The organism is Streptomyces sp. NPDC047014, from assembly GCF_040644195.1.
Lineage (GTDB): Bacteria > Actinomycetota > Actinomycetes > Streptomycetales > Streptomycetaceae > Streptomyces.
Genome location: NZ_JBEYVX010000061.1, coordinates 14,678 through 35,932, shown reverse-complemented (window position 1 = coordinate 35,932; position 21,255 = coordinate 14,678). Strand labels below are relative to the sequence as shown.

Below are 21,255 nucleotides of genomic sequence, written 5' to 3'. Positions count from 1 at the left end.
GCGGCCACCGGGCCGCACCCGGGAATGCGGCGGCCCGCACCCCCCCCCGGGAGGGGAAGGGTGCGGGCCGGGCGTGGGCGGGTTACGCCTTGCGGAGGGAGAAGGTCAGGGACAGGGGGGTGTCCGTGAACGGGGGGCCGTACGAGGGGTCCGGGGTGGCGGAGGTGAAGTCCGTGGCCAGGACCTCGTCGGCGATGAGGCGGGCGTGGTCCGTGAGGGCCGTGGTGACCTCCGGGTCCGTGGAGGACCAGCGCAGGGAGATGCGGTCCGCGACGTCCAGGCCCGAGTTCTTGCGGGCCTCCTGGATCAGCCGGATCGCATCCCGCGCCAGCCCCGCCAGCCGCAGCTCCGGAGTGATCTCCAGGTCCAGAGCCACGGTCGCGCCGGAGTCGGACGCCACCGACCAGCCCTCACGCGGGGTCTCCGTGATGATGACCTCCTCCGGGGTGAGGGCGACCGTCTCGCCGTTCACCTCCACCTCGGCGGAGCCGGAGCGCAGGGCCAGGGACAGGGCCGCCGCGTCGGCGGAGGCCACCGCCTTCGCGACATCCTGCACGCCCTTGCCGAACCGCTTGCCCAGCGCCCGGAAGTTCGCCTTCGCCGTGGTGTCCACCAGCGAGCCGCCCACCTCGGAGAGGGAGGCCAGGGAGGAGACGTTCAGCTCCTCCGTGATCTGGGCCCGGAGCTCGGGGGAGAGGGCGTCGAAGCCCGTCGCCCCGACCAGCGCACGGGACAGCGGCTGGCGGGTCTTCACGCCCGACTCGGCCCGCGTCGCGCGGCCCAGCTCCACCAGCCGGCGGACCAGCTGCATCTGCTGGGACAGCGTCGGGTCGATCGCCGCCGTGTCCGCCACCGGCCACGTCGACAGGTGCACCGACTCCGGGGCCTCCGGGGTGACCGGGACCACCATGTCCTGCCAGACCCGCTCCGTGATGAACGGGGTCAGCGGGGCCAGGAGCCGGGTGACCGTCTCCACCACGTCGTGCAGCGTGCGCAGCGCCGCCGCGTCGCCCTGCCAGAAGCGGCGGCGCGAGCGGCGCACGTACCAGTTGGACAGGTCGTCCACGAAGGCCGACAGCAGCTTGCCCGCGCGCTGGGTGTCGTAGGACTCCATCGCGTCGGTGGCCTCGGAGACCAGGGCGTGGAGTTCCGAGAGCAGCCAGCGGTCCAGGACCGTGCGGTCCGCCGGGGCCGGGTCGGCGGCCGAGGGCGCCCAGTTCGACGTACGGGCGTACAGCGCCTGGAAGGCGACCGTGTTCCAGTACGTGAGGAGGGTCTTGCGGACCACCTCCTGGATCGTGCCGTGGCCCACGCGCCGGGCCGCCCACGGGGAGCCGCCGGCCGCCATGAACCAGCGGACCGCGTCCGCGCCGTGCTGGTCCATGAGCGGGATCGGCTGGAGGATGTTGCCCAGGTGCTTGGACATCTTGCGGCCGTCCTCGGCGAGGATGTGGCCCAGGCAGACCACGTTCTCGTAGGAGGACTTGTCGAAGACGAGGGTGCCGACCGCCATCAGCGTGTAGAACCAGCCGCGCGTCTGGTCGATGGCCTCCGAGATGAACTGCGCCGGATAGCGCTTCTCGAAGATCTCCTTGTTCTTGTACGGGTAGCCCCACTGCGCGAACGGCATCGAGCCCGAGTCGTACCAGGCGTCGATGACCTCGGGCACGCGGACCGCTTCCAGGGAGCAGCCCTCGTGCGTGCAGGGGAAGGTGACCTCGTCGATGTACGGGCGGTGCGGGTCCAGCCCCGAGTGGTCCTGCCCGGACAGCTCGCTCAGCTCGGCGCGGGAGCCGACGCAGGTGAGGTGGTCCTCCTCGCAGCGCCAGATCGGCAGCGGGGTGCCCCAGTAGCGGTTCCGGGACAGCGCCCAGTCGATGTTGTTGTTCAGCCAGTCCCCGAAGCGGCCCTGCTTGACGGAGTCCGGGAACCAGTTGGTCTTCCCGTTCTCCCGCAGCATCGCGTCCTTGACGGCGGTGGTGCGGATGTACCAGGACGGCTGCGCGTAGTAGAGCAGGGCCGTGTGGCAGCGCCAGCAGTGCGGGTAGCTGTGCTCGTAGGCGATGTGCTTGAAGAGCCGGCCGCGGGCGTCGAGGTCGGCGGTCAGCTTCTCGTCGGCCTTCTTGAAGAAGACACCGCCGACGAGCGGGACCTCCTCCTCGAAGGTGCCGTCCGGGCGGACCGGGTTCACGACGGGCAGGCCGTACGCGCGGCAGACCGCGAGGTCGTCGGCGCCGAAGGCGGGGGACTGGTGGACCAGACCGGTGCCGTCCTCGGTCGTGACGTACTCGGCGTTCACGACGTAGTGGGCGGGCTCGGGGAACTCGACCAGCTCGAAGGGGCGCTCGTAGGTCCAGCGCTCCATCTCCTTGCCGGTGAAGGACTCGCCGGTGGCCTCCCAGCCCTCGCCGAGGGCCTTCTCCAGCAGCGGCTGGGCGACGACCAGCTTCTCCTCGCCGTTGGTGGCGACGACGTACGGCACCTCGGGGTGCGCGGCGACGGCCGTGTTGGACACCAGGGTCCACGGGGTGGTCGTCCAGACCAGGAGGGCCGCCTGGCCCGCGAGCGGGCCGGAGGTGAGGGGGAAGCGGACGTAGACGGAGGGGTCCACGACCGTTTCGTAGCCCTGGGCCAGCTCGTGGTCGGAGAGGCCGGTGCCGCAGCGGGGGCACCAGGGGGCGACGCGGTGGTCCTGGGTGAGCAGGCCCTTGTTGAAGATCTCCTTGAGCGACCACCACACGGACTCCACGTACTCGGGGTCCATGGTGCGGTAGGCGTCGTCGAGGTCGACCCAGTAGCCCATGCGGGTCGTCAGCTCGGCGAAGGCGTCGGTGTGCCGGGTCACGGACTCGCGGCACTTGGCGTTGAACTCGGCGATGCCGTACGCCTCGATGTCCTGCTTGCCGTTGAAGCCGAGCTCCTTCTCCACCGCGAGCTCGACGGGCAGGCCGTGGCAGTCCCAGCCGGCCTTGCGGGCCACGTGGTAGCCGCGCATGGTGCGGAAGCGGGGGAAGACGTCCTTGAAGACGCGGGCCTCGATGTGGTGGGCGCCGGGCATGCCGTTCGCGGTGGGCGGGCCCTCGTAGAAGACCCATTCGGGGCGGCCCTCGGACTGCTCCAGGGTCTTGGCGAAGGTCTTGCTCTCGCGCCAGAAGTCGAGGACGGCGTGCTCAAGGGCAGGCAGGTCGACCTGGGCGGGTACCGGGCGGTACTGCGGCGGTGTGGTCATGAGGCTGAACTCTTCCTCCGGCGGGGTGTCACTTCCGTCCGGAGGGACGAGAGCCGGCTGCTGCTCCCGCGGTACCACCCTCCTTGGCCGCCGGACGGATCCGGTGGCCCCCTCATTGGGGTGCGAAGCCGGTTCTACTCGCCCTGCGGGGGACCCGCGGCTTTCTTCCGGCGGCTCAGGGGTGATCCTTCGCATCGCGCTCGCCCCCGGGCTCTCACCGTCCCCGGGTCGCTCCTGGCTGCGTCCGACGCTACTCGTCCCCGTCCATGCCTTTCGCTGGGGTCAGTGTACGGGCCCGGGCGCCGCGCGGCCGACCGGATTTCCGGGGGCGCGGGGGTGTTCCGGCGGTGCGGGCGGGGCCCGCCCGGGGGCGCGGGGGCGTACGGGAGCCTCCGGGGGCGCGCGGGGGTGACCCGGACGGGCGAGCGGGGGTGAGGGGCCGCCGGGTGGGGCGGGAGGGGCGGATTACCGGGGCTCCGGCTGGGCACAACGGATGCAGGTTGACCTCGCCGGATGCGTGCCCCGTTGCCGCGGGGGCCGAGCCGATTTATCGTTCCGGCACGATTCGCGAGCAATATCACAGTATGTGAAGGGGTCGCGGCCATGGTGGCGAAGAAGACCGCCGGGAGTACCGCCGAAAAGGCGGCGAAGACGGCGTCGGCGAAGAAGGCCGCCAGGACCCCGGCGAAGAAGGCGCCGGCGAAGAAGGCGCCGGCCGGGACCACGGATGCTCCGGCGGACACGGCCGCCGCCGGGAAGGCCGCGGCTCCGGCGAAGAAGGCGGCCAGGAAGACCGTGGCGGGCAAGCCCGCCGCGAAGAGGACCGCGGCCGGGAAGACGGCGGCGGTCGACGGGACGACCGCGGGTGTGACGGCGGGCGGTGCCGGGAAGCGGGCGGTCGCGGCCAAGAGGGCCGGGACCGAGGGGGCGGCGCACGCCGCGAAGGAGACGGGAGTCCGGACAGTGGTTGCCAAGAAGAGCATCGGTACGGCGAGGAAGACGGCCGCGGCCGCCACCAGCGGGCTGCCCAAGACCCGGGTCACGGCCGCCGCGCCCGCCGCGTCCCCCGGTGAGCTCGCCGTGCGCCCCGGGGAGGACCCGTGGACCCCGGCCGAGGTCGAGGAGGCCCACACGGAGCTGACCTCGGAGCTGCTGCGGCTGCGCGCCGAGCTCGACGCCTCCGAGGTGGCCATCTCGGGCCTGATGCGGGACTCGGGCGACGGCGCGGGCGACGACCAGGCCGACACCGGTACGAAGAACATCACGCGGGAGTCGGAGCTCGCCCTCGCGGCGAACGCGACCTCCATGCTGGAGCAGACGGAGCGGGCCCTGGAACGGCTGGAGGCGGGCACGTACGGCCTGTGCGAGAACTGCGGCCGGCCCATCGGCAAGGCCAGGATGCAGGCGTTCCCCCGGGCCACCCTGTGCGTGGACTGCAAGCAGAAGCAGGAGCGGCGCCACTAGGGCCCGTCCGGCGGCCGGCATCACGGCCGGCCCGGCCGTGCGGGGCGGTACGGCCTGCGGGTGGGACGGGCGGCCCGCGGGGGCCCTGACGTACTCTCGTGTTCGTCAGGGTCCAGGAGGAGCCTGGGTCGGCTAGTTCGAGGGACTCACGTGGCAGAGGCGGAGCGCATCATCGGTACGCCGGACATCGGGGACGACGCCCAGCCGGAGTCCGCCGGTCCCGTGAAGGGGCGCCGGCGGATCGCGGCACTGCTCGTGGTGGCGGTGCTGGCCTACCTGCTGGACCTCGGTTCCAAGATGCTCGTCGTGGCGAAGCTGGAGCACCAGCCGCCGATCGAGATCATCGGGGACCTGCTCAAGTTCGAGGCGGTCCGCAACCCGGGTGCCGCCTTCGGCTTCGGCGAGGCGTTCACGATCATCTTCACCTGTATCGCCGCCGCCGTGATCGTGGTGATCGTCCGGCTGGCCCGCAAGCTGTACAGCCTGCCGTGGGCGATCGCGCTGGGCCTGCTGCTCGGCGGCGCGCTGGGCAATCTGACCGACCGGATCTTCCGTTCGCCGGGCGTCTTCCGCGGCGCGGTCGTCGACTTCATCGCGCCCGCCCACTTCGCCGTCTTCAACCTGGCGGACTCCGCCATCGTGTGCGGCGGCATCCTGATCGTGCTGCTGTCCTTCAAGGGCCTGGACCCGGACGGCACCGTCCACAAGGACTGAGCGGGGGCGCACCGGGAGCGGACCGGGGGACCGGCCGGGGACCGCGCGCGGGACGGCCCGTCCGCCGAGTCCTGCATACTCGACGGGTGAGTACGATTCCCGAGATCCGCACCCTGCCCGTTCCCGATGGCCTCGAAGGCGAGCGCGTCGACGCCGCCATCGCCCGCATGTTCGGTTTCTCCCGGACCAAGGCGGCCGAGCTCGCGGCCGAGGGGAAGGTGTCGGTCGACGGCAGCGTGGTCGGGAAGTCCGAGCGGGTGCACGGCGGGGCCTGGCTGGAGGTCGAGATGCCCGCGCCGCCGCGTCCGGTCGAGATCGTGGCCGAGCCGGTGCCCGGCATGGAGATCGTCCACGACGACGACGACATCGTCGTGATCATGAAGCCCGTGGGCGTCGCCGCCCACCCCAGCCCCGGCTGGACCGGCACCACCGTCATCGGCGGTCTCGCCGCCGCCGGCTACCGCATCTCCACCTCCGGCGCCTCCGAGCGCCAGGGCATCGTGCACCGCCTCGACGTCGGCACCTCCGGCCTGATGGCCGTCGCGAAGTCCGAGCGCGCCTACACCTCGCTCAAGAACCAGTTCCGCGAGCGGGTCGTCGACAAGCGCTACCACGCGCTGGTGCAGGGCCACCCCGACCCGATGAGCGGCACGATCGACGCCCCCATCGGCCGCCACCCCAGCGCCGACTACAAGTGGGCCGTGACCCAGGACGGCAAGGCGTCCGTCACCCACTACGACCTGATCGAGGCGTTCCGCGCCGCCTCGCTGCTGGACATCAAGCTGGAGACGGGCCGTACGCACCAGATCCGCGTGCACATGTCCGCGCACCGCCACCCCTGCGTCGGCGACCTGACCTACGGCGCCGACCCGACCGTCGCCAAGCGGCTCGGCCTGACCCGGCAGTGGCTGCACGCCGTCCGGCTGGGCTTCGAGCACCCCGCCGACGGGCAGTGGGTGGAGTTCGAGAGCGGCTACCCGGCCGACCTCCAGCACGCCCTGGACGTCATCCGCGCCGAGAGCGAGTAACGGCCGACACGCCCCGGACCAGGGGGTCCGGGGCGGCCCCGCGCGGGCGCGGCTGGCAGGGTGGGGGAGTGGATCAGCTCGCTCTGCTCTTCGTGCTCCTGCTCGGGGCGGTGGTCACGGTGCCGCTCGGGGACCGGCTCGGCCTGCCCGCGCCCGTCCTGATGACCCTCGGCGGGGTGGTCCTCGCCATGGTCCCGGCCGTGCCGAACGTCGACATCCCGCCCGACTACATCCTGCCGCTGGTGCTGCCGCCGCTGCTGTACGCCTCCGTGCAGCGCACCTCCTGGCGGCAGTTCGCCGCGAATGTGCGGCCCATCCTGCTGCTGGCCGTGGCCCTGGTGTTCGTCACCACCGCCGCCGTGGCCGCCGTCGCGCACACCGTCGTACCCGGACTGCCGATCGCCGCCGCGGTCGCGCTCGGCGCGCTGGTCGCCCCGCCGGACCCGGTCGCCGCCACGGCCGTCGCCGGATCGCTCGGGCTGCCCCGCCGCATGGTGTCGATCCTGGAGGGCGAGGGCCTGTTCAACGACGTGACGGCCATCGTGCTCTACCACGTGGCCATCGCCGCCACCGTGAGCGGCACCTTCTCCTGGCCCGACGCGCTCGGCGAGTTCGTGCTCTCCGCCGTCGTCGCGGTGGCCGTCGGGCTGGCCCTCGGCTGGGCCACGCACCGGCTGATGGGCCGGCTCGGGGACGCCACCCTCCAGATCGGCCTGACCCTGCTGGTGCCCTTCGTCTCCTACGTGGTGGCGGAGGAGCTGCAGGGCTCGGGGGTGCTGGCCGTGCTGACGACTGCCCTCTTCCTCGCGGAGTACGCCAGTGACGCCGACGACGTGCTGGGGCGGCTGGCCGGGCACACCTTCTGGGAGGTCGTCGACATGCTCGTCACCGGGGTGGCCTTCGGGCTGATCGGGCTGGAGCTGCACAACGTCTTCGGCACCAGCCAGGGCCGGGAGCTGGAGATGGCCGGCTGGGCGGCGGCGGTCGTCGCCGTGGTGGTCGGCGTACGGCTGATGTGGCTGCTGCCCGCCGGCTGGCTGGCGCAGAAGCTGCACCGGCGGCGCGACTACGACGAGGACATCCCGCTCAGCTGGCGGGAGAGCGTGATCATGTGGTGGGCCGGGATGCGCGGGGTGGCCTCGGTGGCGCTGGCCCTGGCCGTGCCGCTGCGCACGGACGCCGGGGAGCCCTTCCCGGCGCGGGACGAGATCATCTTCATCGCCTTCGCCGTGATCATGGTGACGCTGGTGTGCCAGGGGCTGACCCTGCCCTGGCTGGTACGGAGGCTGGGCGTGCAGGCCGACACCGACGCGGCGCGGGACGCCGAGCGGCAGCTCGCGATCCGCGCCGCCAAGGCGGCGAAGCGGCGGCTCAAGGAGATCGAGGAGGCCGAGGAGCTGCCGGAGGACCTGATGGAGCAGCTGGCAAGGCGCGCCTACGACGTGGGGGCCAGGATCAGCCCCGACATGGTCGACGAGGAGCGCCGCGAGGCGTACGCGCAGCGCGTGGAACGGCTCCGCGCCATCCAGCGGATCCAGCGGGAGATGATGTCCGCCGCCCGCCACGAGGTACTGGCCGCGCGCAGCGAGCCCGGCTCGGACCCGGAGGTCGTCGACCGGGTGCTGCGCCACCTGGACGTACGCAGCCTGCGCTCGCCCTAGGACCGGCCCGGCGGGCTGCCCTGCGGATCCTCCGGGCCCTGTCCGGCGGCGTTCCCGGCGGCGTTCCCGGGGACCGGGGAGGCGTCGGAGGTGGTGAGGCGGGGGAGGGCCGAGGGGTGGTGGGCGGCCAGCCAGGTGATCAGGTTCTCGCGGACCGCGCAGCGCAGGGTCCACAGGTCGTCGGCGTCCTTGGCCGTCACCACCGCCCGGACCAGCACCGTGTGCGGTGTGGTGTCCGTCACGGCCAGGCCGCCGCCGCGGCCGTCCCACTCCGGGAGCCCGGCCAGTACCTCGCTCAGGCGGGCGCGCATCAGGTCGAGCGGGGCGCTGTGGTCCAGGTGCCAGAAGACGGTGCCGGTCATCTGCGCGCCGCCGCGCGACCAGTTCTCGTACGGCTTGCTCGTGAAGTACGACACAGGCATCGTGATGCGGCGCTCGTCCCAGGTGCGGACGGTCAGGAAGGTCAGGGTGATCTCCTCCACCCGGCCCCACTCCTTGTCGACGACGACCGTGTCCCCGATGCGGACGGTGTCGCCGAAGGCGATCTGGAGGCCGGCGAAGAGATTGCTCAGGGCCGCCTGGGCGGCGATGCCCGCCACGATGCCGAGGATGCCCGCCGAGGCCAGCATCGAGGTGCCGACCGTACGCATCGCCGGGAAGGTCAGCAGTATCGCCGCGACGGCGATCACGACCACCGCCGCCGTGACCACCCGCTGGATCAGCGTCACCTGGGTGCGCACCCGGCGGACCCGGGCCTCGTCCTCGGTCACGGCGGCGTAGCGGGCGTACGTGGCGTCCACGGCGGCGGCGGCGACGCGCACCGCGAGCCAGGCCGCGGAGCCGGTCAGGACCAGGGTGAGGAAGCGGCCGAGGCCCACCGGGTGGTCGGGGAGGATGCCCGCCCAGCGGTAGGAGGCGCGCAACAGGGCGGTGCAGAGCACCACTTGGAAGGGGAGCCGGCAGCGGCGCAGCAGCTGCCACAGGGGGGTCTCGGGATGCCGGGCGTCGGCCCGGCGCAGCAGCAGGTCCAGCAGCCAGCCCGCGATCAGGGTGGCCGCCAGCGCGCCGGCGACGACCGTCCACGGGCTCTGGAAGTTCTCCGTCTCCATGGCACGAACGTAGCGGCAAGCGGTGCGCGTCCACCGCCCTTCGGCGGCTGGCACGATGGAGGCATGAACATCATGCTCTTCCATTCGACGTACGGGCTGCGGCCCGCGGTGCACGAGGCGGCCGACCGCCTGCGGGCGGCCGGGCACCAGGTCCAGGTGCCGGACCTCTTCGAGGGGCGCACCTTCGGGACCGTCGAGGAGGGCATGGCCCACCGGGACGCCGTCGGCCGTGACGAACTGCTCAAGCGCGCCGTGCTGGCCGCCGCCCCGCACTCCGACGCGGGCCTGGTCTACGCGGGCTTCTCCTTCGGCGGTTCCGTCGCCCAGCACCTGGCGCTGGCCGACGAGAAGGCGCGCGGGCTGCTGCTCCTGCACGGGACGGCGGACCTGGAGGAGGACGCCTCGGTGGACGAGCTGCCCGTGCAGCTGCACATCGCCGACCCCGATCCCTTCGAGCCGCACGACTGGCTGACGGCCTGGTACCTGCGGATGCGGCGGGCCGGCGCGGACGTGGAGGTCCACAGCTACCCGGGCGCCGGGCACCTGTTCACCGACCCGGGTCTGGACGACTACGACGCGGAGGCCGCGGAGCGGACCTGGCAGGCGGCCCTGGGCTTCCTCGACAGCCTGTAACGGCACGGCACGCGGCACGCGAAGGGGCCCCGGCCCGGCACACCGCCGGCCCGGTGCCCCGGCCGTTCCACCGGTCGGCGGGTCAGCCGCTCAGCCGGTCAGCGGACGGGCTGGTGGACGCGCTCCACCCGCTGGGTGCCGTCGAGGGTGCGGTACGAGCGGCTCCAGGCGGCCGTGGCGGCCTGCTGGCGCTTGTCGGAGACGACGTAGTAGTCCATCTGCGAGCGCTCCGCCGTCACGTCCAGGACGCCGTAGCCGTGGGCGTCCATGTCCAGCCACTTCACATGCCAGTTGGCGGCCTTGATGGCCGCTTCGGCCACCAGCGAGGCGGTGTCGGCGGGCACGTGCAGGAGGTCGTCGATGTTGTCGGAGGTCACCGAGGTGACGACGAACTCGGTGGCGGCGGTGCCCGAGCCCGGGTAGGTGGCCATGTTCACCGGGACCTCGTTCGCCCAGGCCATGTGGATGTCCCCGGTCAGGAACACGGTGTTGCGCACCCCCCGGTCCCTGAGGTGGCCCAGCAGTTCCTTGCGGTCGTCCGTGTAGCCGTCCCACTGGTCCACGTTGATGGCGATGCCGCCCTCCGGCAGGCCGAGCAGCTTGGTGAGCGGCCCCAGCAGGTGCGCGGGCAGCGAGCCGAAGGCGACGGGCGAGATCATCACCGAGGTGCCGACCAGCTTCCAGGTGGCCGTCGAGCCCGCCAGGCCCGCCTTGAGCCAGTCCAGCTGGGCCCGCCCGGTCAGGGTGCGCTCCGGGTCGTCCACCGTGCCGCTGCCGATCTTCGCCTGCTGGGAGCGGAAGGAGCGCAGGTCCAGCAGGTGCAGGTCGGCGAGGGTGCCGAAGCGCAGCCGCCGGTAGACGGTCCCGGCGATGGAGGCGCGTACGGGCATCCACTCGAAGTACGCCTGCTTGGCGGCGGCGGCGCGGGCCGCCCAGTCGCCCTCCGCGCCCGGGGTGTGGTTCTCGGCGCCGCCCGCCCAGGCGTCGTTCGCGAACTCGTGGTCGTCCCAGATGGCGATGACCGGGTGGGCCTGGTGCAGGGCCTGGAGGTCGGTGTCGGTCTTGTACGTGCCGTGCCGCGTGCGGTAGTCGGCGAGGGTGACGATCTCGTGCTGGGGCTCGTGCCGGCGTACGACGTACTTCGGCTCCGGGTATCCGCCGGTCTGGTACTCGTAGATGTAGTCGCCCAGGTGCAGCACCGCGTGCAGATCGGTGCGGGCGGCCAGGTGGCGGTAGGCGGAGAAGTAGCCGGATTCCCAGTTGGCGCAGGACACCACGCCGAAGCGGACCCCGTCGGTGGTCGTCTCGTGGGCGGGCGTGGTCAGCGTCCGGCCGGTGGGGGAGGTCGTCGTACCGGCCGTGAAGCGGTACCAGTACGGCGTCCGCGGCTGGAGCCCGCGCACGTCCACCTTGACGGTGTGGTCGGTGGCGGCGGTGGCGGTGACCGTACCGGAGGCCACGACGCGGGAGAAGTTCCGGTCGGCGGCGACCTCCCAGCCCACCGGGGTGGCCGCGCCCAGACCGGAGCCGGGGACGGCCTCGGGGGCGGGTGTGACGCGGGTCCACAGCAGGATCCCCTCCGGCAGCGGGTCACCGGAGGCGACGCCGTGCAGGAAGGCGGGGGCGGTGCCCGCGGCGTGCGCGGCGGAGGCGCCCAGTGAGGTGAGGGGGGCCAGTGCGGCGGCGCCCGCGGCGGCGAGAACGACCGTACGGCGACGGGGGGCCGCCGTGGCCGGGGAGGGGGTGAGATGACTGGTCACGGATGATCATATTACCGACGGGTACACCCCCGGGAACAGACGTCGGAAAGCAAAGGGCGGGCGAACTCTGGGAGTCCGCCCGCCCGTTGAGGTGCTCTGTGGTCCGCGATCAGCCCTGGAGGGCCTTGTCGACCGCCGCCGTGAACTGCTCGGCGGTCTGCGGGGTGTCGATCTTCTTGCCGTCCATCTTGAGGGTCGGCGTCCCCTTCACCCCGGACTTGTCGAAGACCTTCGACATCTCCAGCGCCCACCGGTCGTAGGTGCCGTCCTCGACGGCCTTCTTGAACTCGGCGTTCCCCTTGAGCGCCGGGACGGTGTCCGCGACCTTCAGCAGGTAGTCGTCCTTGGCGAAGCTGTCCACCGTCTCCTCGGGGTGCTGCTCCTTGGAGTACAGCGCCCCCTTGAACTCCAGGAACGCCTCCGGGCTGACGTTCAGCGCCGCGCCCAGCGCGCTCAGCGCGTTCTTCGAGCCCTCACCCTTGACGGCGTTGTCGATGAAGGTGGCGCCGACGTACTGGAGCTTGTACTTGCCCGCGTCCACGTCCTTCTTGATCTGCTCGCCCGCCGCCTGCTCGAAGCCGGCGCAGGCCGGGCAGCGCGAGTCCTCGTACAGCTCCAGGGTCTTCTTCGCGTCGGCCTTGCCGACGACGACCGTGGTGCCGTCCTCACCGGTGGTGTTCTTCGGCTTGACCAGCTCGGCCTTGGCGGCCTTCTCCCAGTGGTCGGGCTCGTTGGCCTTCATCACCCCGAAGATGACGCCGCCGATCACACCCAGCGCGGCCACGACCCCGACACCGACTATGACCTGCCGGCGGGCGCGGTCCTTCTTCGCCTGCGCCTCGCGCTCGGCGCGCAGCCGCTCGCGGGCCGCCGCCTTGTTCGCCTGGCTGTTGCGTGAACTCATGATGATCTCCGTGGGATACGACGTCCGGGGGCGATGACGCCCGAGGACGGGAAAGGGACTGCCGTACGCGTCTCAGGCGCGCGCGAGCGCGCCGGACACCGGCGGTCCCCGCCGTCCCACGGAGTGCGCGGGGAAGCGCGTCCGCGCCGCGGTGCCCGCGAGGGCCGCCCGCACCGCCCGCCGCGCCGGCCCGCACACCACCGCCACCACGGCCGCCGCCAGCCGCAGCGGGCGGAAGGCGGAGGCCGCCACCGCGCGCAGCAGCCGGGCCAGCGCCCGCTCGCCGTGGCGCAGCCAGGCGGCGGCGACCAGCCCCACCGAGACGTGCGCGCCGAGCAGCAGCCAGGGCGTGAACGGCCCCGGCGAGGCCAGCAGCGCGGCCGCGTCGGCGGGCCCGGTCACCTCGGTCAGCGGCCCGCCCACCGGCGTGCCCCCGCACAGCTCCTCCAGGCCCATGGCCCGCAGCGGGCCGGACACCGGCCCGCCGGCCGGGCCGTAGCAGAGGTGCTGGCCCGCCGTGAAGACGGTGTCGGCGGCCAGCTCCAGCGGGACCAGCAGCCCGGCGATCGGACCGAAGCCCCGCTCGCGGCCCGCGAGCGCGAAGGCGATCACGAACACACCCGCGAAGGCCCCGGCCGCCAGCGCGGGCGGCAGCGGGACCCGGGACATCAGGACGTGCGAGCCGGACGAGAGCAGGACGACGACCGCGCTGAACAGCGCGGCCCGCAGTGCCCTGAGTCCCGTCCCGGAAGAATCCATCCTCGCGAGTGTGCCACGTGTTCCTGTGGACCCCCGGTTCAGGGGGTCAGGGGGTCAGGCGCCCGTTGCGGAAGAGGTCCACGAAGATCTGGTGGTCGGCGCGCGCCCGGGCCCCGTACGCGTGGGCGAAGTCCACCAGCAGCTCCGCGAAGCCCTCCTCGTCCGCCGCGATCGCCGCGTCGATGGCCCGCTCGGTGGAGAACGGCACCAGGGTCTGCCCGCTCTCGTCCGCGTCGGCGGCGCCGTGCATGGTCGCCGTCGCCCGGCCGAGGTCCGCGACGACCGCCGCGATCTCCTCCGGGTCGTCCAGGTCCGACCAGTCCAGGTCCACCGCGTACGGGGAGACCTCCGCGACGAGCTGGCCCGCCCCGTCCAGCTCGGTCCAGCCCAGCCAGGGGTCGGCGTGCGCCTGGAGGGCCCGCTGCGAGATCACCGTGCGGTGCCCCTCGTGCAGGAAGTACTCCCGGACCGCCCGGTCGGTGATGTGCCGGGAGGCCGCCGGGGTCTGCGCCTGCTTGAGGTAGATCACGACATCGTTCTCCAGGGCGTCGCTGTGCCCCTCCAGCAGGATGTTGTACGAGGGCAGCCCCGCCGAGCCGATGCCCACGCCCCGGCGGCCGACCACGTCCTTGACCCGGTAGGAGTCGGGCCGCACCAGGGACTCGTCCGGCAGCGTCTCCAGGTACCCGTCGAAGGCGGCCAGCACCTTGTAGCGGGTGGCGGCGTCCAGCTCGACCGCGCCGCCGCCGGGGGAGAAGCGGCGCTCGTAGTCCCGTATCTCCGTCATCGAGTCCAGCAGCGCGAAGCGGGTCCGGGACCGGGCCGAGCGCAGCGCGCCGAGCAGGGCGCCCTCGGCGGTGTCCAGGGTGAAGGAGGGCACCTCCTCGTCCTTGGCGCCCGCCGCCAGCCGGTGGATGCGCTCCCGGTAGGCGGCCGCGTAGATCCGCACCAGCTCGCTTATCTGGTCGTCGCTGAGCGCCTTGGTGTAGCCGATCAGGGCCACGGAGGCGGCGAAGCGCTTGAGGTCCCAGGTGAAGGGGCCGACGTACGCCTCGTCGAAGTCGTTGACGTTGAAGATCAGCCGGCCGTTGGAGTCCATGTAGGTGCCGAAGTTCTCGGCGTGGAGATCGCCGTGGATCCACACCCGGCCCGTCCGCTCGTCCAGGTAGGGGCCTCCGTGCCGGTCCCGCTCCAGGTCGGAGTAGAACAGGCAGGCCGTGCCGCGGTAGAAGGCGAAGGCCGAGGCCGCCATCTTGCGGAATTTGACCTGGAAGGCAGCGGGGTCGGCGGCGAGCAGTTCACCGAAAGCGGTGTCGAACACGTCGAGGATCTGCTCGGCGCGCTGCTCGTCGGTCGTCTCGGGGACCGCCATGGCGGGTTCCTCCTGGTGCACGGGGTGGTACGGGCTCTGCCGGACTGGACGCCGGACCGGTGCCCCTGGTTCTGCAACGCCCGACCGTACCCCTGCGTGCCCCGGAACTGTCATCCGCGGGACGTAGGATTCAAAACCGCCCCCCTCACCCCCGCCGCCAGGAGACCAGCGCCGTGACCAAGACGCCGTTCACGCACCTGCACGTCCACACCCAGTACTCGCTGCTGGACGGTGCCGCGCGGCTGAAGGACATGTTCAACGCGTGCAACGAGATGGGCATGACGCACATCGCCATGTCCGACCACGGCAACCTGCACGGGGCCTACGACTTCTTCCACTCCGCCCAGAAGGCCGGGATCACGCCGATCATCGGCATCGAGGCGTACGTGGCGCCCGAGTCCCGGCGCAACAAGCGCCGCATCCAGTGGGGCCAGCCGCACCAGAAGCGCGACGACGTCTCCGGCTCCGGCGGTTACACCCACAAGACGATCTGGGCGGCGAACGCCACCGGCCTGCACAACCTCTTCCGGCTGTCCTCCGACGCCTACGCCGAGGGCTGGCTGACCAAGTGGCCCCGCATGGACAAGGAGACCATCAGCCAGTGGTCCGAGGGGCTGATCGCCTCCACCGGCTGCCCCTCCGGCGAGCTCCAGACCAGGCTGCGCCTCGGACAGTTCGACGAGGCCCTGAAATCGGCCTCCGAGTACCAGGACATCTTCGGCAAGGACCGCTACTTCCTGGAGCTGATGGACCACGGCATCGAGATCGAGCGCCGGGTCCGCGACGGCCTGCTGGAGATCGGCAAGAAGCTCGGCATCCCGCCGCTGGTCACGAACGACTCGCACTACACCTACGCCAGCGAGGCCGGCGCCCACGACGCCCTGCTGTGCATCCAGACCGGCAAGAACCTCTCCGACCCCGACCGCTTCCGCTTCGACGGCTCCGGCTACTACCTCAAGTCGACCGACGAGATGTACGCCATCGACTCCTCGGACGCCTGGCAGGAGGGCTGCGCCAACACGCAGCTGGTCGCGGACCAGATCGACACCGAGGGCATGTTCCAGTTCCGGAACCTGATGCCGAAGTTCGACATCCCCGAGGGCCACACCGAGGTCAGCTGGTTCCGCGAGGAGACCCTGCGCGGCATGCAGCGCCGCTACCCCGGGGGCGTCCCGGACGACCGGATGAAGCAGGCCGAGTACGAGATGGACACGATCATCTCGATGGGCTTCCCCGGCTACTTCCTCGTGGTCGCCGACTTCATCATGTGGGCCAAGAACCAGGGCATCGCCGTGGGCCCCGGCCGAGGTTCCGCGGCCGGATCGATCGTCGCGTACGCCATGGGCATCACCGACCTCGACCCGCTCACCCACGGTCTGATCTTCGAGCGCTTCCTGAACCCCGAGCGCGTCTCCATGCCCGATGTCGACATCGACTTCGACGAGCGCAGGCGCGTCGAGGTGATCCGGTACGTCACGGAGAAGTACGGCCAGGACAAGGTCGCCATGATCGGCACCTACGGCACCATCAAGGCCAAGAACGCGATCAAGGACTCCGCGCGCGTCCTCGGCTACCCCTACGCCATGGGCGACCGGCTCACCAAGGCCATGCCCGCCGACGTGCTCGGCAAGGGCATCCCGCTCTCCGGCATCCTCGACCCCGCCCACCCCCGCTACGGCGAGGCCGGCGAGATCCGCGGGATGTACGAGAACGAGCCCGACGTGAAGAAGGTCATCGACACCGCCCGCGGTGTGGAGGGCCTGGTCCGGCAGATGGGCGTGCACGCCGCCGGCGTGATCATGTCCAGCGAGACGATCACCGACCACGTGCCCGTCTGGGTCCGGCACACGGACCAGGTCACCATCACCCAGTGGGACTACCCGAGCTGCGAATCGCTCGGCCTGCTCAAGATGGACTTCCTCGGCCTGCGCAACCTCACGATCATGGACGACGCCGTCAAGATGGTGAAGGCCAACAAGGGGATCGACATCGATCTCCTGGCCCTCCCGCTCGACGACCCCAAGACCTTCGAGCTGCTCGGCCGCGGCGACACCCTCGGCGTCTTCCAGTTCGACGGCGGGCCCATGCGCTCCCTGCTGCGCCTGATGAAGCCCGACAACTTCGAGGACATCTCCGCCGTGTCGGCCCTCTACCGGCCGGGCCCGATGGGCATGAACTCGCACACGAACTACGCCCTGCGCAAGAACAAGCAGCAGGAGATCACCCCGATCCACCCGGATCTGGAGAAGCCGCTCGAAGAGGTGCTGGCCGTCACCTACGGCCTGATCGTCTACCAGGAGCAGGTGCAGAAGGCCGCCCAGATCATCGCCGGGTACTCGCTCGGCGAGGCCGACATCCTGCGCCGCGTGATGGGCAAGAAGAAGCCCGAGGAGCTGGCGAAGAACTTCACCATCTTCCAGGAGGGCGCCCGGAAGAACGGCTACACCGACACCGCCATCCAGGCGCTGTGGGACGTCCTGGTGCCCTTCGCCGGCTACGCCTTCAACAAGGCCCACTCCGCCGCCTACGGGCTGGTCTCCTACTGGACCGCCTACCTCAAGGCGAACTACCCCGCCGAGTACATGGCGGGCCTGCTCACCTCGGTCAAGGACGACAAGGACAAGTCCGCCGTCTACCTCAACGAGTGCCGCCGCATGGGCATCAAGGTGCTCCCGCCGAACGTGAACGAGTCCGAGTCCAACTTCGCCGCCCAGGGCGACGACGTGATCCTCTTCGGCCTCACCGCCGTGCGCAACGTCGGCCAGAACGTGGTCGAGTCGATCATCCGGACGAGGAAGGCCAAGGGGAAGTACTCCTCCTTCCCCGACTTCCTCGACAAGGTCGAGGCCGTCGTCTGCAACAAGCGCACCGTCGAGTCCCTGATCAAGGCCGGCGCCTACGACGAGATGGGCCACACCCGCAAGGGCCTGGTCGCCCACCACGAGCCGATGATCGACAACGTGGTCGCGGTCAAGCGCAAGGAGGCCGAGGGACAGTTCGACCTCTTCGGCGGCATGGGCGAGGAGAGCGCCGGGGACGAGCCCGGTTTCGGGCTCGACGTGGAGTTCTCCGACGTCGAGTGGGAGAAGTCCTACCTGCTCGCCCAGGAGCGCGAGATGCTCGGCCTCTACGTCTCCGACCACCCGCTCTTCGGCCTGGAGCACGTCCTCTCCGACAAGACGGACGCCGGTATCTCCCAGCTCACCGGCGGCGAGCACTCCGACGGCGCCGTCGTCACCATCGGCGGCATCATCTCCGGCCTCCAGCGCAAGATGACCAAGCAGGGCAACGCCTGGGCCATCGCCACCGTCGAGGACCTGGCCGGCTCCATCGAGTGCATGTTCTTCCCCGCGACCTACCAGCTCGTCTCCACCCAGCTGGTCGAGGACACCGTCGTCTTCGTCAAGGGCCGCCTCGACAAGCGCGAGGACGTCCCCCGCCTGGTCGCCATGGAGATGATGGTCCCCGACCTCTCCTCCGCCGGCACCAACGCGCCCGTCGTCCTCACCATCCCCACCGTCAAGGTCACCCCGCCGATGGTGACCCGGCTGGGCGAGATCCTGCGTCACCACAAGGGCAACACCGAGGTACGGATCAAGCTCCAGGGGCCGCGCAGCACCACCGTGCTGCGCCTGGACCGGCACCGTGTCCAGCCCGACCCCGCCCTCTTCGGCGACCTCAAGGTGCTGCTCGGCCCCTCCTGCCTGGCCGGATAGCGACCCCCCGCCGCACACGGAAGGGCCTGCCCGGCGATGCCGGGCAGGCCCTTTCCGGCCTCCTGCGACTTCGGAACGTCACAGACCGAGGCGAAGCCGTCAGTTGTGGCCGAACTTCTTCTGCTTGCTCTTGTGGGCCAGGTCCATCGGGCTCGGCGCCTGCGAGGACTGCTCCGGCGAGCCGTCCGAACCGCGCATCGGATCCTGCCCGGTCGAGCGCTGCTGCTTCGGCTGCTTCTGCTGCTTGTTCTTGGCCATGGTGGAGCCTCCGTGAGGGTCTAGGGGCCAGGACCGCCTTCACACTCACACAGCGCCAGAAACCGCGCATTTTGGATCATTACTACGTGTAGCCGGGGTCTCCGCCCGGCCGGAACGTGAGATCCGCCACGCCGATGATCGAGTTCCGGCCTTCAACACCCGCGAGGTCGGGCAGACTCGGGGAACCCGTGAAAACACAGGGAACCCCCAGGGAAGAGGGTGGAACGCGTGGACCGCTGCGTCGTCCTGGTGGACGCCGGCTACCTGCTGGGCGCCGCCGCAAGCCTTCTCGCCGGGGAGCCCTCCCGCTCCCGGATCACCGTCGACCACGCCGCCCTCATCCAGGGACTGCGCGAACGCGCCGAGGCCGACACCGAGCAGCCCCTCCTGCGCATCTACTGGTTCGACGGCGCCCCCGACCGCGTCCCGCAGCCCGAGCACCGCCGGCTGCGCGTCATGCCCCGCGTCACCGTCCGGCTCGGCGCCCTGACCCGCAGCGACGGCCGCTGGGCCCAGAAGGGCGTGGACGCCGCCATGCACGCCGAGCTCACCGAGCTCGCCCGCAACCGCGCCTGCTCCGACGTGGTCCTCGTGACCGGCGACGGGGACCTGCTGCCCGGCCTGATGTCCGCCAAGGAGCACGGCGTCGCCGTCCACCTGTGGGCCGTCCAGGCCGCCGACGGGGACTACAACCAGTCCGAGGACCTCGTCGCCGAGGCCGACGAGCGCCGCGTCCTCGACCGCGCCTGGATCACCCGCGCCGTCCGCGCCCGCGACCTCACCGGACTGTGCTCCCCGCCGCCCGTGCCGCGCCCCGACATCGCCGCCATCCTCTCGGCGCCGCTGCCCGAGGCGGCGCTCGCCGAGGCCGCCCGCAACGGGACCGCCGCCGACGGGGAGGAGGAGCGCGAGGGGGCACCCGTACCGGCACCCGCAGCGCCCGGGGGCAAGCCCGTACCCACCCCCAAGGACCTCGCCGGAGCCCTCCGCGCCCCCGGCCATCCCACGGGGCCCGCGCAGCCCGCCCCGAGCGCCCCCGTGCCCACCAGCGCCCTGCGCTGGTCCTCCGACAAGGGCTGGATCGACCGCGCCGGACCCCTCGGCGAACCCGCCGAGACCGCCTCCCTGCCCACCCTCGCCCAGCTCACCAGCGCCGAACAGCGCTGGGCCGACCGCGAGGAGGACATCACCACCGTCGGCGGTGACCCCTTCGAGGTGGGACAGGTGTTCGCCCGGCGCTGGATGGAACGCCTCCCGGAGAGCGCGCACCTGCAGAAGCTCGCCACGATGTACCCGCGGATCCCGCACCGCATCGACGGCGAGCTGCTGCGCTACGCCGCCCGGTTCGGCCTGCTCGCCCACAAGGACGACCAGATCGACGAGCACGACCGCTACGCCATCCGCGCCGGGTTCTGGCGCGAGATCGACGTCCGCGCGGCCGCCGAACACGTGGCCGCCGTACCGGCCACCGCACCGGGAGGAACACCCGGGGACCTCACCGCCCCGCTGACCCCGGCAACCGAGTAGGGGCGGGAACCCCGTAGGCTGCTCCCTCGTGAGTACGGGCACAGCACACGCGGACAACAGCACGGCGGCCGCCGCGGGAGCGGCGTCGGACGTGGTCTGCGCGGTGCGTGACCTGGTCAAGACCTACCCCGCCGTCCGCGGCAGGCGCGGGGCCCCCGCCCTGCCCGAGACCCGCGCCAACGACGGGATCCGCCTCGACGTCCGGCGCGGCGAGATCTTCGGCCTGCTCGGCCCCAACGGCGCCGGCAAGTCCACCCTGGTCCGCCAGCTCACCGGCCTGCTCCGGCCCGACTCCGGCACCGTCACCCTCCTGGGCCACGACCTGGTCCGCCACCCCGGCCGCGCCTCCCGGCTCCTCGCCTACCTGGGCCAGGAGTCCACCGCCCTGGACGAGCTGACCGTGGCCCTGGCCGCCGAGACCACCGGCCGGCTGCGCGGACTCGACGCACGGGCCGCCCGCACGGCCCGCGACGCCGTCCTGGACGAACTCGGGCTCACCGCGCTCGCCGGACGCCCCCTCAAGAAGCTCTCCGGCGGCCAGCGGCGCCTCGCCTGCTTCGCCGCCGCCCTGGTCGGCGAGCGCCCCGTCCTCGTCCTCGACGAGCCCACCACCGGCATGGACCCCGTCGCCCGGCGGGCGGTCTGGTCGGCCGTGGACCGGCGGCGCGCCCAGCACGGGGCCACCGTCCTGCTCGTCACCCACAACGTCATCGAGGCCGAGACCGTCCTCGACCGGGTCGCCGTCATCGACCAGGGCCGGGTCATCGCCTGCGACACCCCGGCCGGCCTCAAGGCCACCGTCGCGGACGAGGTCCGGCTGGAACTGGTCTGGCGCGAGCGCGCCCCGCTGGAGGTCGCCGAGGTGGCCCGGCTGCGCGAGCACGCCGTGGAGTCCGGGCGCCGCTGGGTGCTCCGGCTGGCGCCGGACGAGGCCCGGGCGGCGGTGGCCTCCGTCACCGGGGGCCCGGCCTTCGCCGCGCTCGACGACTTCACCCTGGCCACCCCCAGCCTCGAAGACGTGTACCTGGCCCTCGGCGGCAAGACGAAAGGGCTGGTGAAGTCGTGAGCGACCGTTCCGCGGGGGCCGTCCGGGCCGTGCTCGCGCCCGGGGCCGCACCGGC

Annotated in this window: 15 protein-coding genes; 8 read left to right on the top strand and 7 right to left on the bottom strand. The window is 71.9% G+C overall.

Translation table 11 applies throughout. From position 1 onward, the window contains the following. Positions 1–82 precede the first annotated feature (82 nt). On the bottom strand, positions 83–3,229 hold the full coding sequence (ileS, locus tag ABZ873_RS25505) for an isoleucine--tRNA ligase (protein ID WP_360876114.1): 3,147 nt from the start codon (positions 3,227–3,229) through the stop codon (positions 83–85). Between the two features lie 603 nt (positions 3,230–3,832). On the opposite strand from ileS, the gene ABZ873_RS25500 reads away from it, so the two are divergent. The 4 genes from ABZ873_RS25500 to ABZ873_RS25485 all read left to right on the top strand — a co-directional run bounded on the left by ABZ873_RS25500 (position 3,833) and on the right by ABZ873_RS25485 (position 8,096). Continuing rightward, a complete protein-coding gene (locus ABZ873_RS25500) occupies positions 3,833–4,693 on the top strand; it encodes a TraR/DksA family transcriptional regulator (protein WP_360876112.1) in 861 nt (286 codons plus the stop codon). Between the two features lie 150 nt (positions 4,694–4,843). Then, positions 4,844–5,407, top strand: coding sequence for a signal peptidase II (gene lspA, locus ABZ873_RS25495; protein ID WP_360876110.1), 564 nt, complete (start codon positions 4,844–4,846; stop codon positions 5,405–5,407). A gap of 86 nt (positions 5,408–5,493) precedes the next feature. Then, complete coding sequence (locus ABZ873_RS25490; RefSeq protein WP_360876108.1) at positions 5,494–6,435, top strand: RluA family pseudouridine synthase; 942 nt, start codon at positions 5,494–5,496, stop codon at positions 6,433–6,435. Between the two features lie 68 nt (positions 6,436–6,503). Then, positions 6,504–8,096, top strand: a complete 1,593-nt coding sequence (locus ABZ873_RS25485) for a Na+/H+ antiporter (RefSeq protein WP_360876106.1) — start codon at positions 6,504–6,506, stop codon at positions 8,094–8,096. Here ABZ873_RS25485 and ABZ873_RS25480 read toward each other — a convergent pair. Continuing rightward, positions 8,093–9,205, bottom strand: a complete 1,113-nt coding sequence (locus tag ABZ873_RS25480; RefSeq protein WP_360876104.1) for a mechanosensitive ion channel domain-containing protein — start codon at positions 9,203–9,205, stop codon at positions 8,093–8,095. The two genes, ABZ873_RS25485 and ABZ873_RS25480, sit on opposite strands and share 4 nt — an antisense overlap. Positions 9,206–9,268: 63 nt before the next feature. Between ABZ873_RS25480 and ABZ873_RS25475 the strand changes: the two genes are divergently transcribed. Next, positions 9,269–9,838, top strand: coding sequence for a dienelactone hydrolase family protein (locus ABZ873_RS25475; RefSeq protein ID WP_360876102.1), 570 nt, complete (start codon positions 9,269–9,271; stop codon positions 9,836–9,838). A 98-nt stretch (positions 9,839–9,936) separates the two neighbouring features. Here the strand turns inward: ABZ873_RS25475 and ABZ873_RS25470 are convergent, their stop codons facing one another. The 4 genes from ABZ873_RS25470 to ABZ873_RS25455 form a co-directional block, all read right to left on the bottom strand. Continuing rightward, positions 9,937–11,598: an alkaline phosphatase D family protein gene (locus tag ABZ873_RS25470; RefSeq protein ID WP_360876100.1), complete on the bottom strand. Its 1,662-nt coding sequence runs from the start codon at positions 11,596–11,598 to the stop codon at positions 9,937–9,939. Positions 11,599–11,707: 109 nt separating this feature from the next. Next, positions 11,708–12,502 (bottom strand): DsbA family protein, encoded by a 795-nt coding sequence (locus tag ABZ873_RS25465; protein ID WP_360876098.1) that lies wholly within the window; start codon positions 12,500–12,502, stop codon positions 11,708–11,710. Between the two features lie 72 nt (positions 12,503–12,574). Further along, entirely contained in the window at positions 12,575–13,261 is a 687-nt protein-coding gene (locus tag ABZ873_RS25460; protein WP_360876096.1) for a hypothetical protein, read from the bottom strand. A gap of 46 nt (positions 13,262–13,307) precedes the next feature. Then, entirely contained in the window at positions 13,308–14,633 is a 1,326-nt protein-coding gene (locus tag ABZ873_RS25455; protein WP_360876094.1) for a DUF2252 domain-containing protein, read from the bottom strand. Positions 14,634–14,806: 173 nt separating this feature from the next. Here ABZ873_RS25455 and dnaE point away from each other — a divergent pair, with 173 nt between their 5' ends. Continuing rightward, a complete protein-coding gene (gene dnaE / locus ABZ873_RS25450) occupies positions 14,807–18,349 on the top strand; it encodes a DNA polymerase III subunit alpha (RefSeq protein ID WP_360876092.1) in 3,543 nt (1,180 codons plus the stop codon). A gap of 99 nt (positions 18,350–18,448) precedes the next feature. Here dnaE and ABZ873_RS25445 read toward each other — a convergent pair whose 3' ends face one another. Further along, positions 18,449–18,607: a hypothetical protein gene (locus ABZ873_RS25445; protein WP_360876090.1), complete on the bottom strand. Its 159-nt coding sequence runs from the start codon at positions 18,605–18,607 to the stop codon at positions 18,449–18,451. A gap of 219 nt (positions 18,608–18,826) precedes the next feature. Between ABZ873_RS25445 and ABZ873_RS25440 the strand changes: the two genes are divergently transcribed. Next, on the top strand, positions 18,827–20,134 hold the full coding sequence (locus ABZ873_RS25440; protein ID WP_360876088.1) for an NYN domain-containing protein: 1,308 nt from the start codon (positions 18,827–18,829) through the stop codon (positions 20,132–20,134). Positions 20,135–20,225: 91 nt separating this feature from the next. Then, entirely contained in the window at positions 20,226–21,200 is a 975-nt protein-coding gene (locus ABZ873_RS25435; protein WP_360876120.1) for an ABC transporter ATP-binding protein, read from the top strand. Positions 21,201–21,255 lie beyond the last annotated feature (55 nt).

Coding starts and splice junctions, on each gene's coding strand:
- ABZ873_RS25475 (WP_360876102.1), top strand. CDS start 9,269: ATGAACATCATGCTCTTCCATTCGACGTACGGGCTGCGGCCCGCGGTG.
- ileS (WP_360876114.1), bottom strand. CDS start 3,229: ATGACCACACCGCCGCAGTACCGCCCGGTACCCGCCCAGGTCGACCTG.
- ABZ873_RS25455 (WP_360876094.1), bottom strand. CDS start 14,633: ATGGCGGTCCCCGAGACGACCGACGAGCAGCGCGCCGAGCAGATCCTC.
- ABZ873_RS25500 (WP_360876112.1), top strand. CDS start 3,833: ATGGTGGCGAAGAAGACCGCCGGGAGTACCGCCGAAAAGGCGGCGAAG.
- ABZ873_RS25465 (WP_360876098.1), bottom strand. CDS start 12,502: ATGAGTTCACGCAACAGCCAGGCGAACAAGGCGGCGGCCCGCGAGCGG.
- ABZ873_RS25445 (WP_360876090.1), bottom strand. CDS start 18,607: ATGGCCAAGAACAAGCAGCAGAAGCAGCCGAAGCAGCAGCGCTCGACC.
- ABZ873_RS25460 (WP_360876096.1), bottom strand. CDS start 13,261: ATGGATTCTTCCGGGACGGGACTCAGGGCACTGCGGGCCGCGCTGTTC.
- ABZ873_RS25480 (WP_360876104.1), bottom strand. CDS start 9,205: ATGGAGACGGAGAACTTCCAGAGCCCGTGGACGGTCGTCGCCGGCGCG.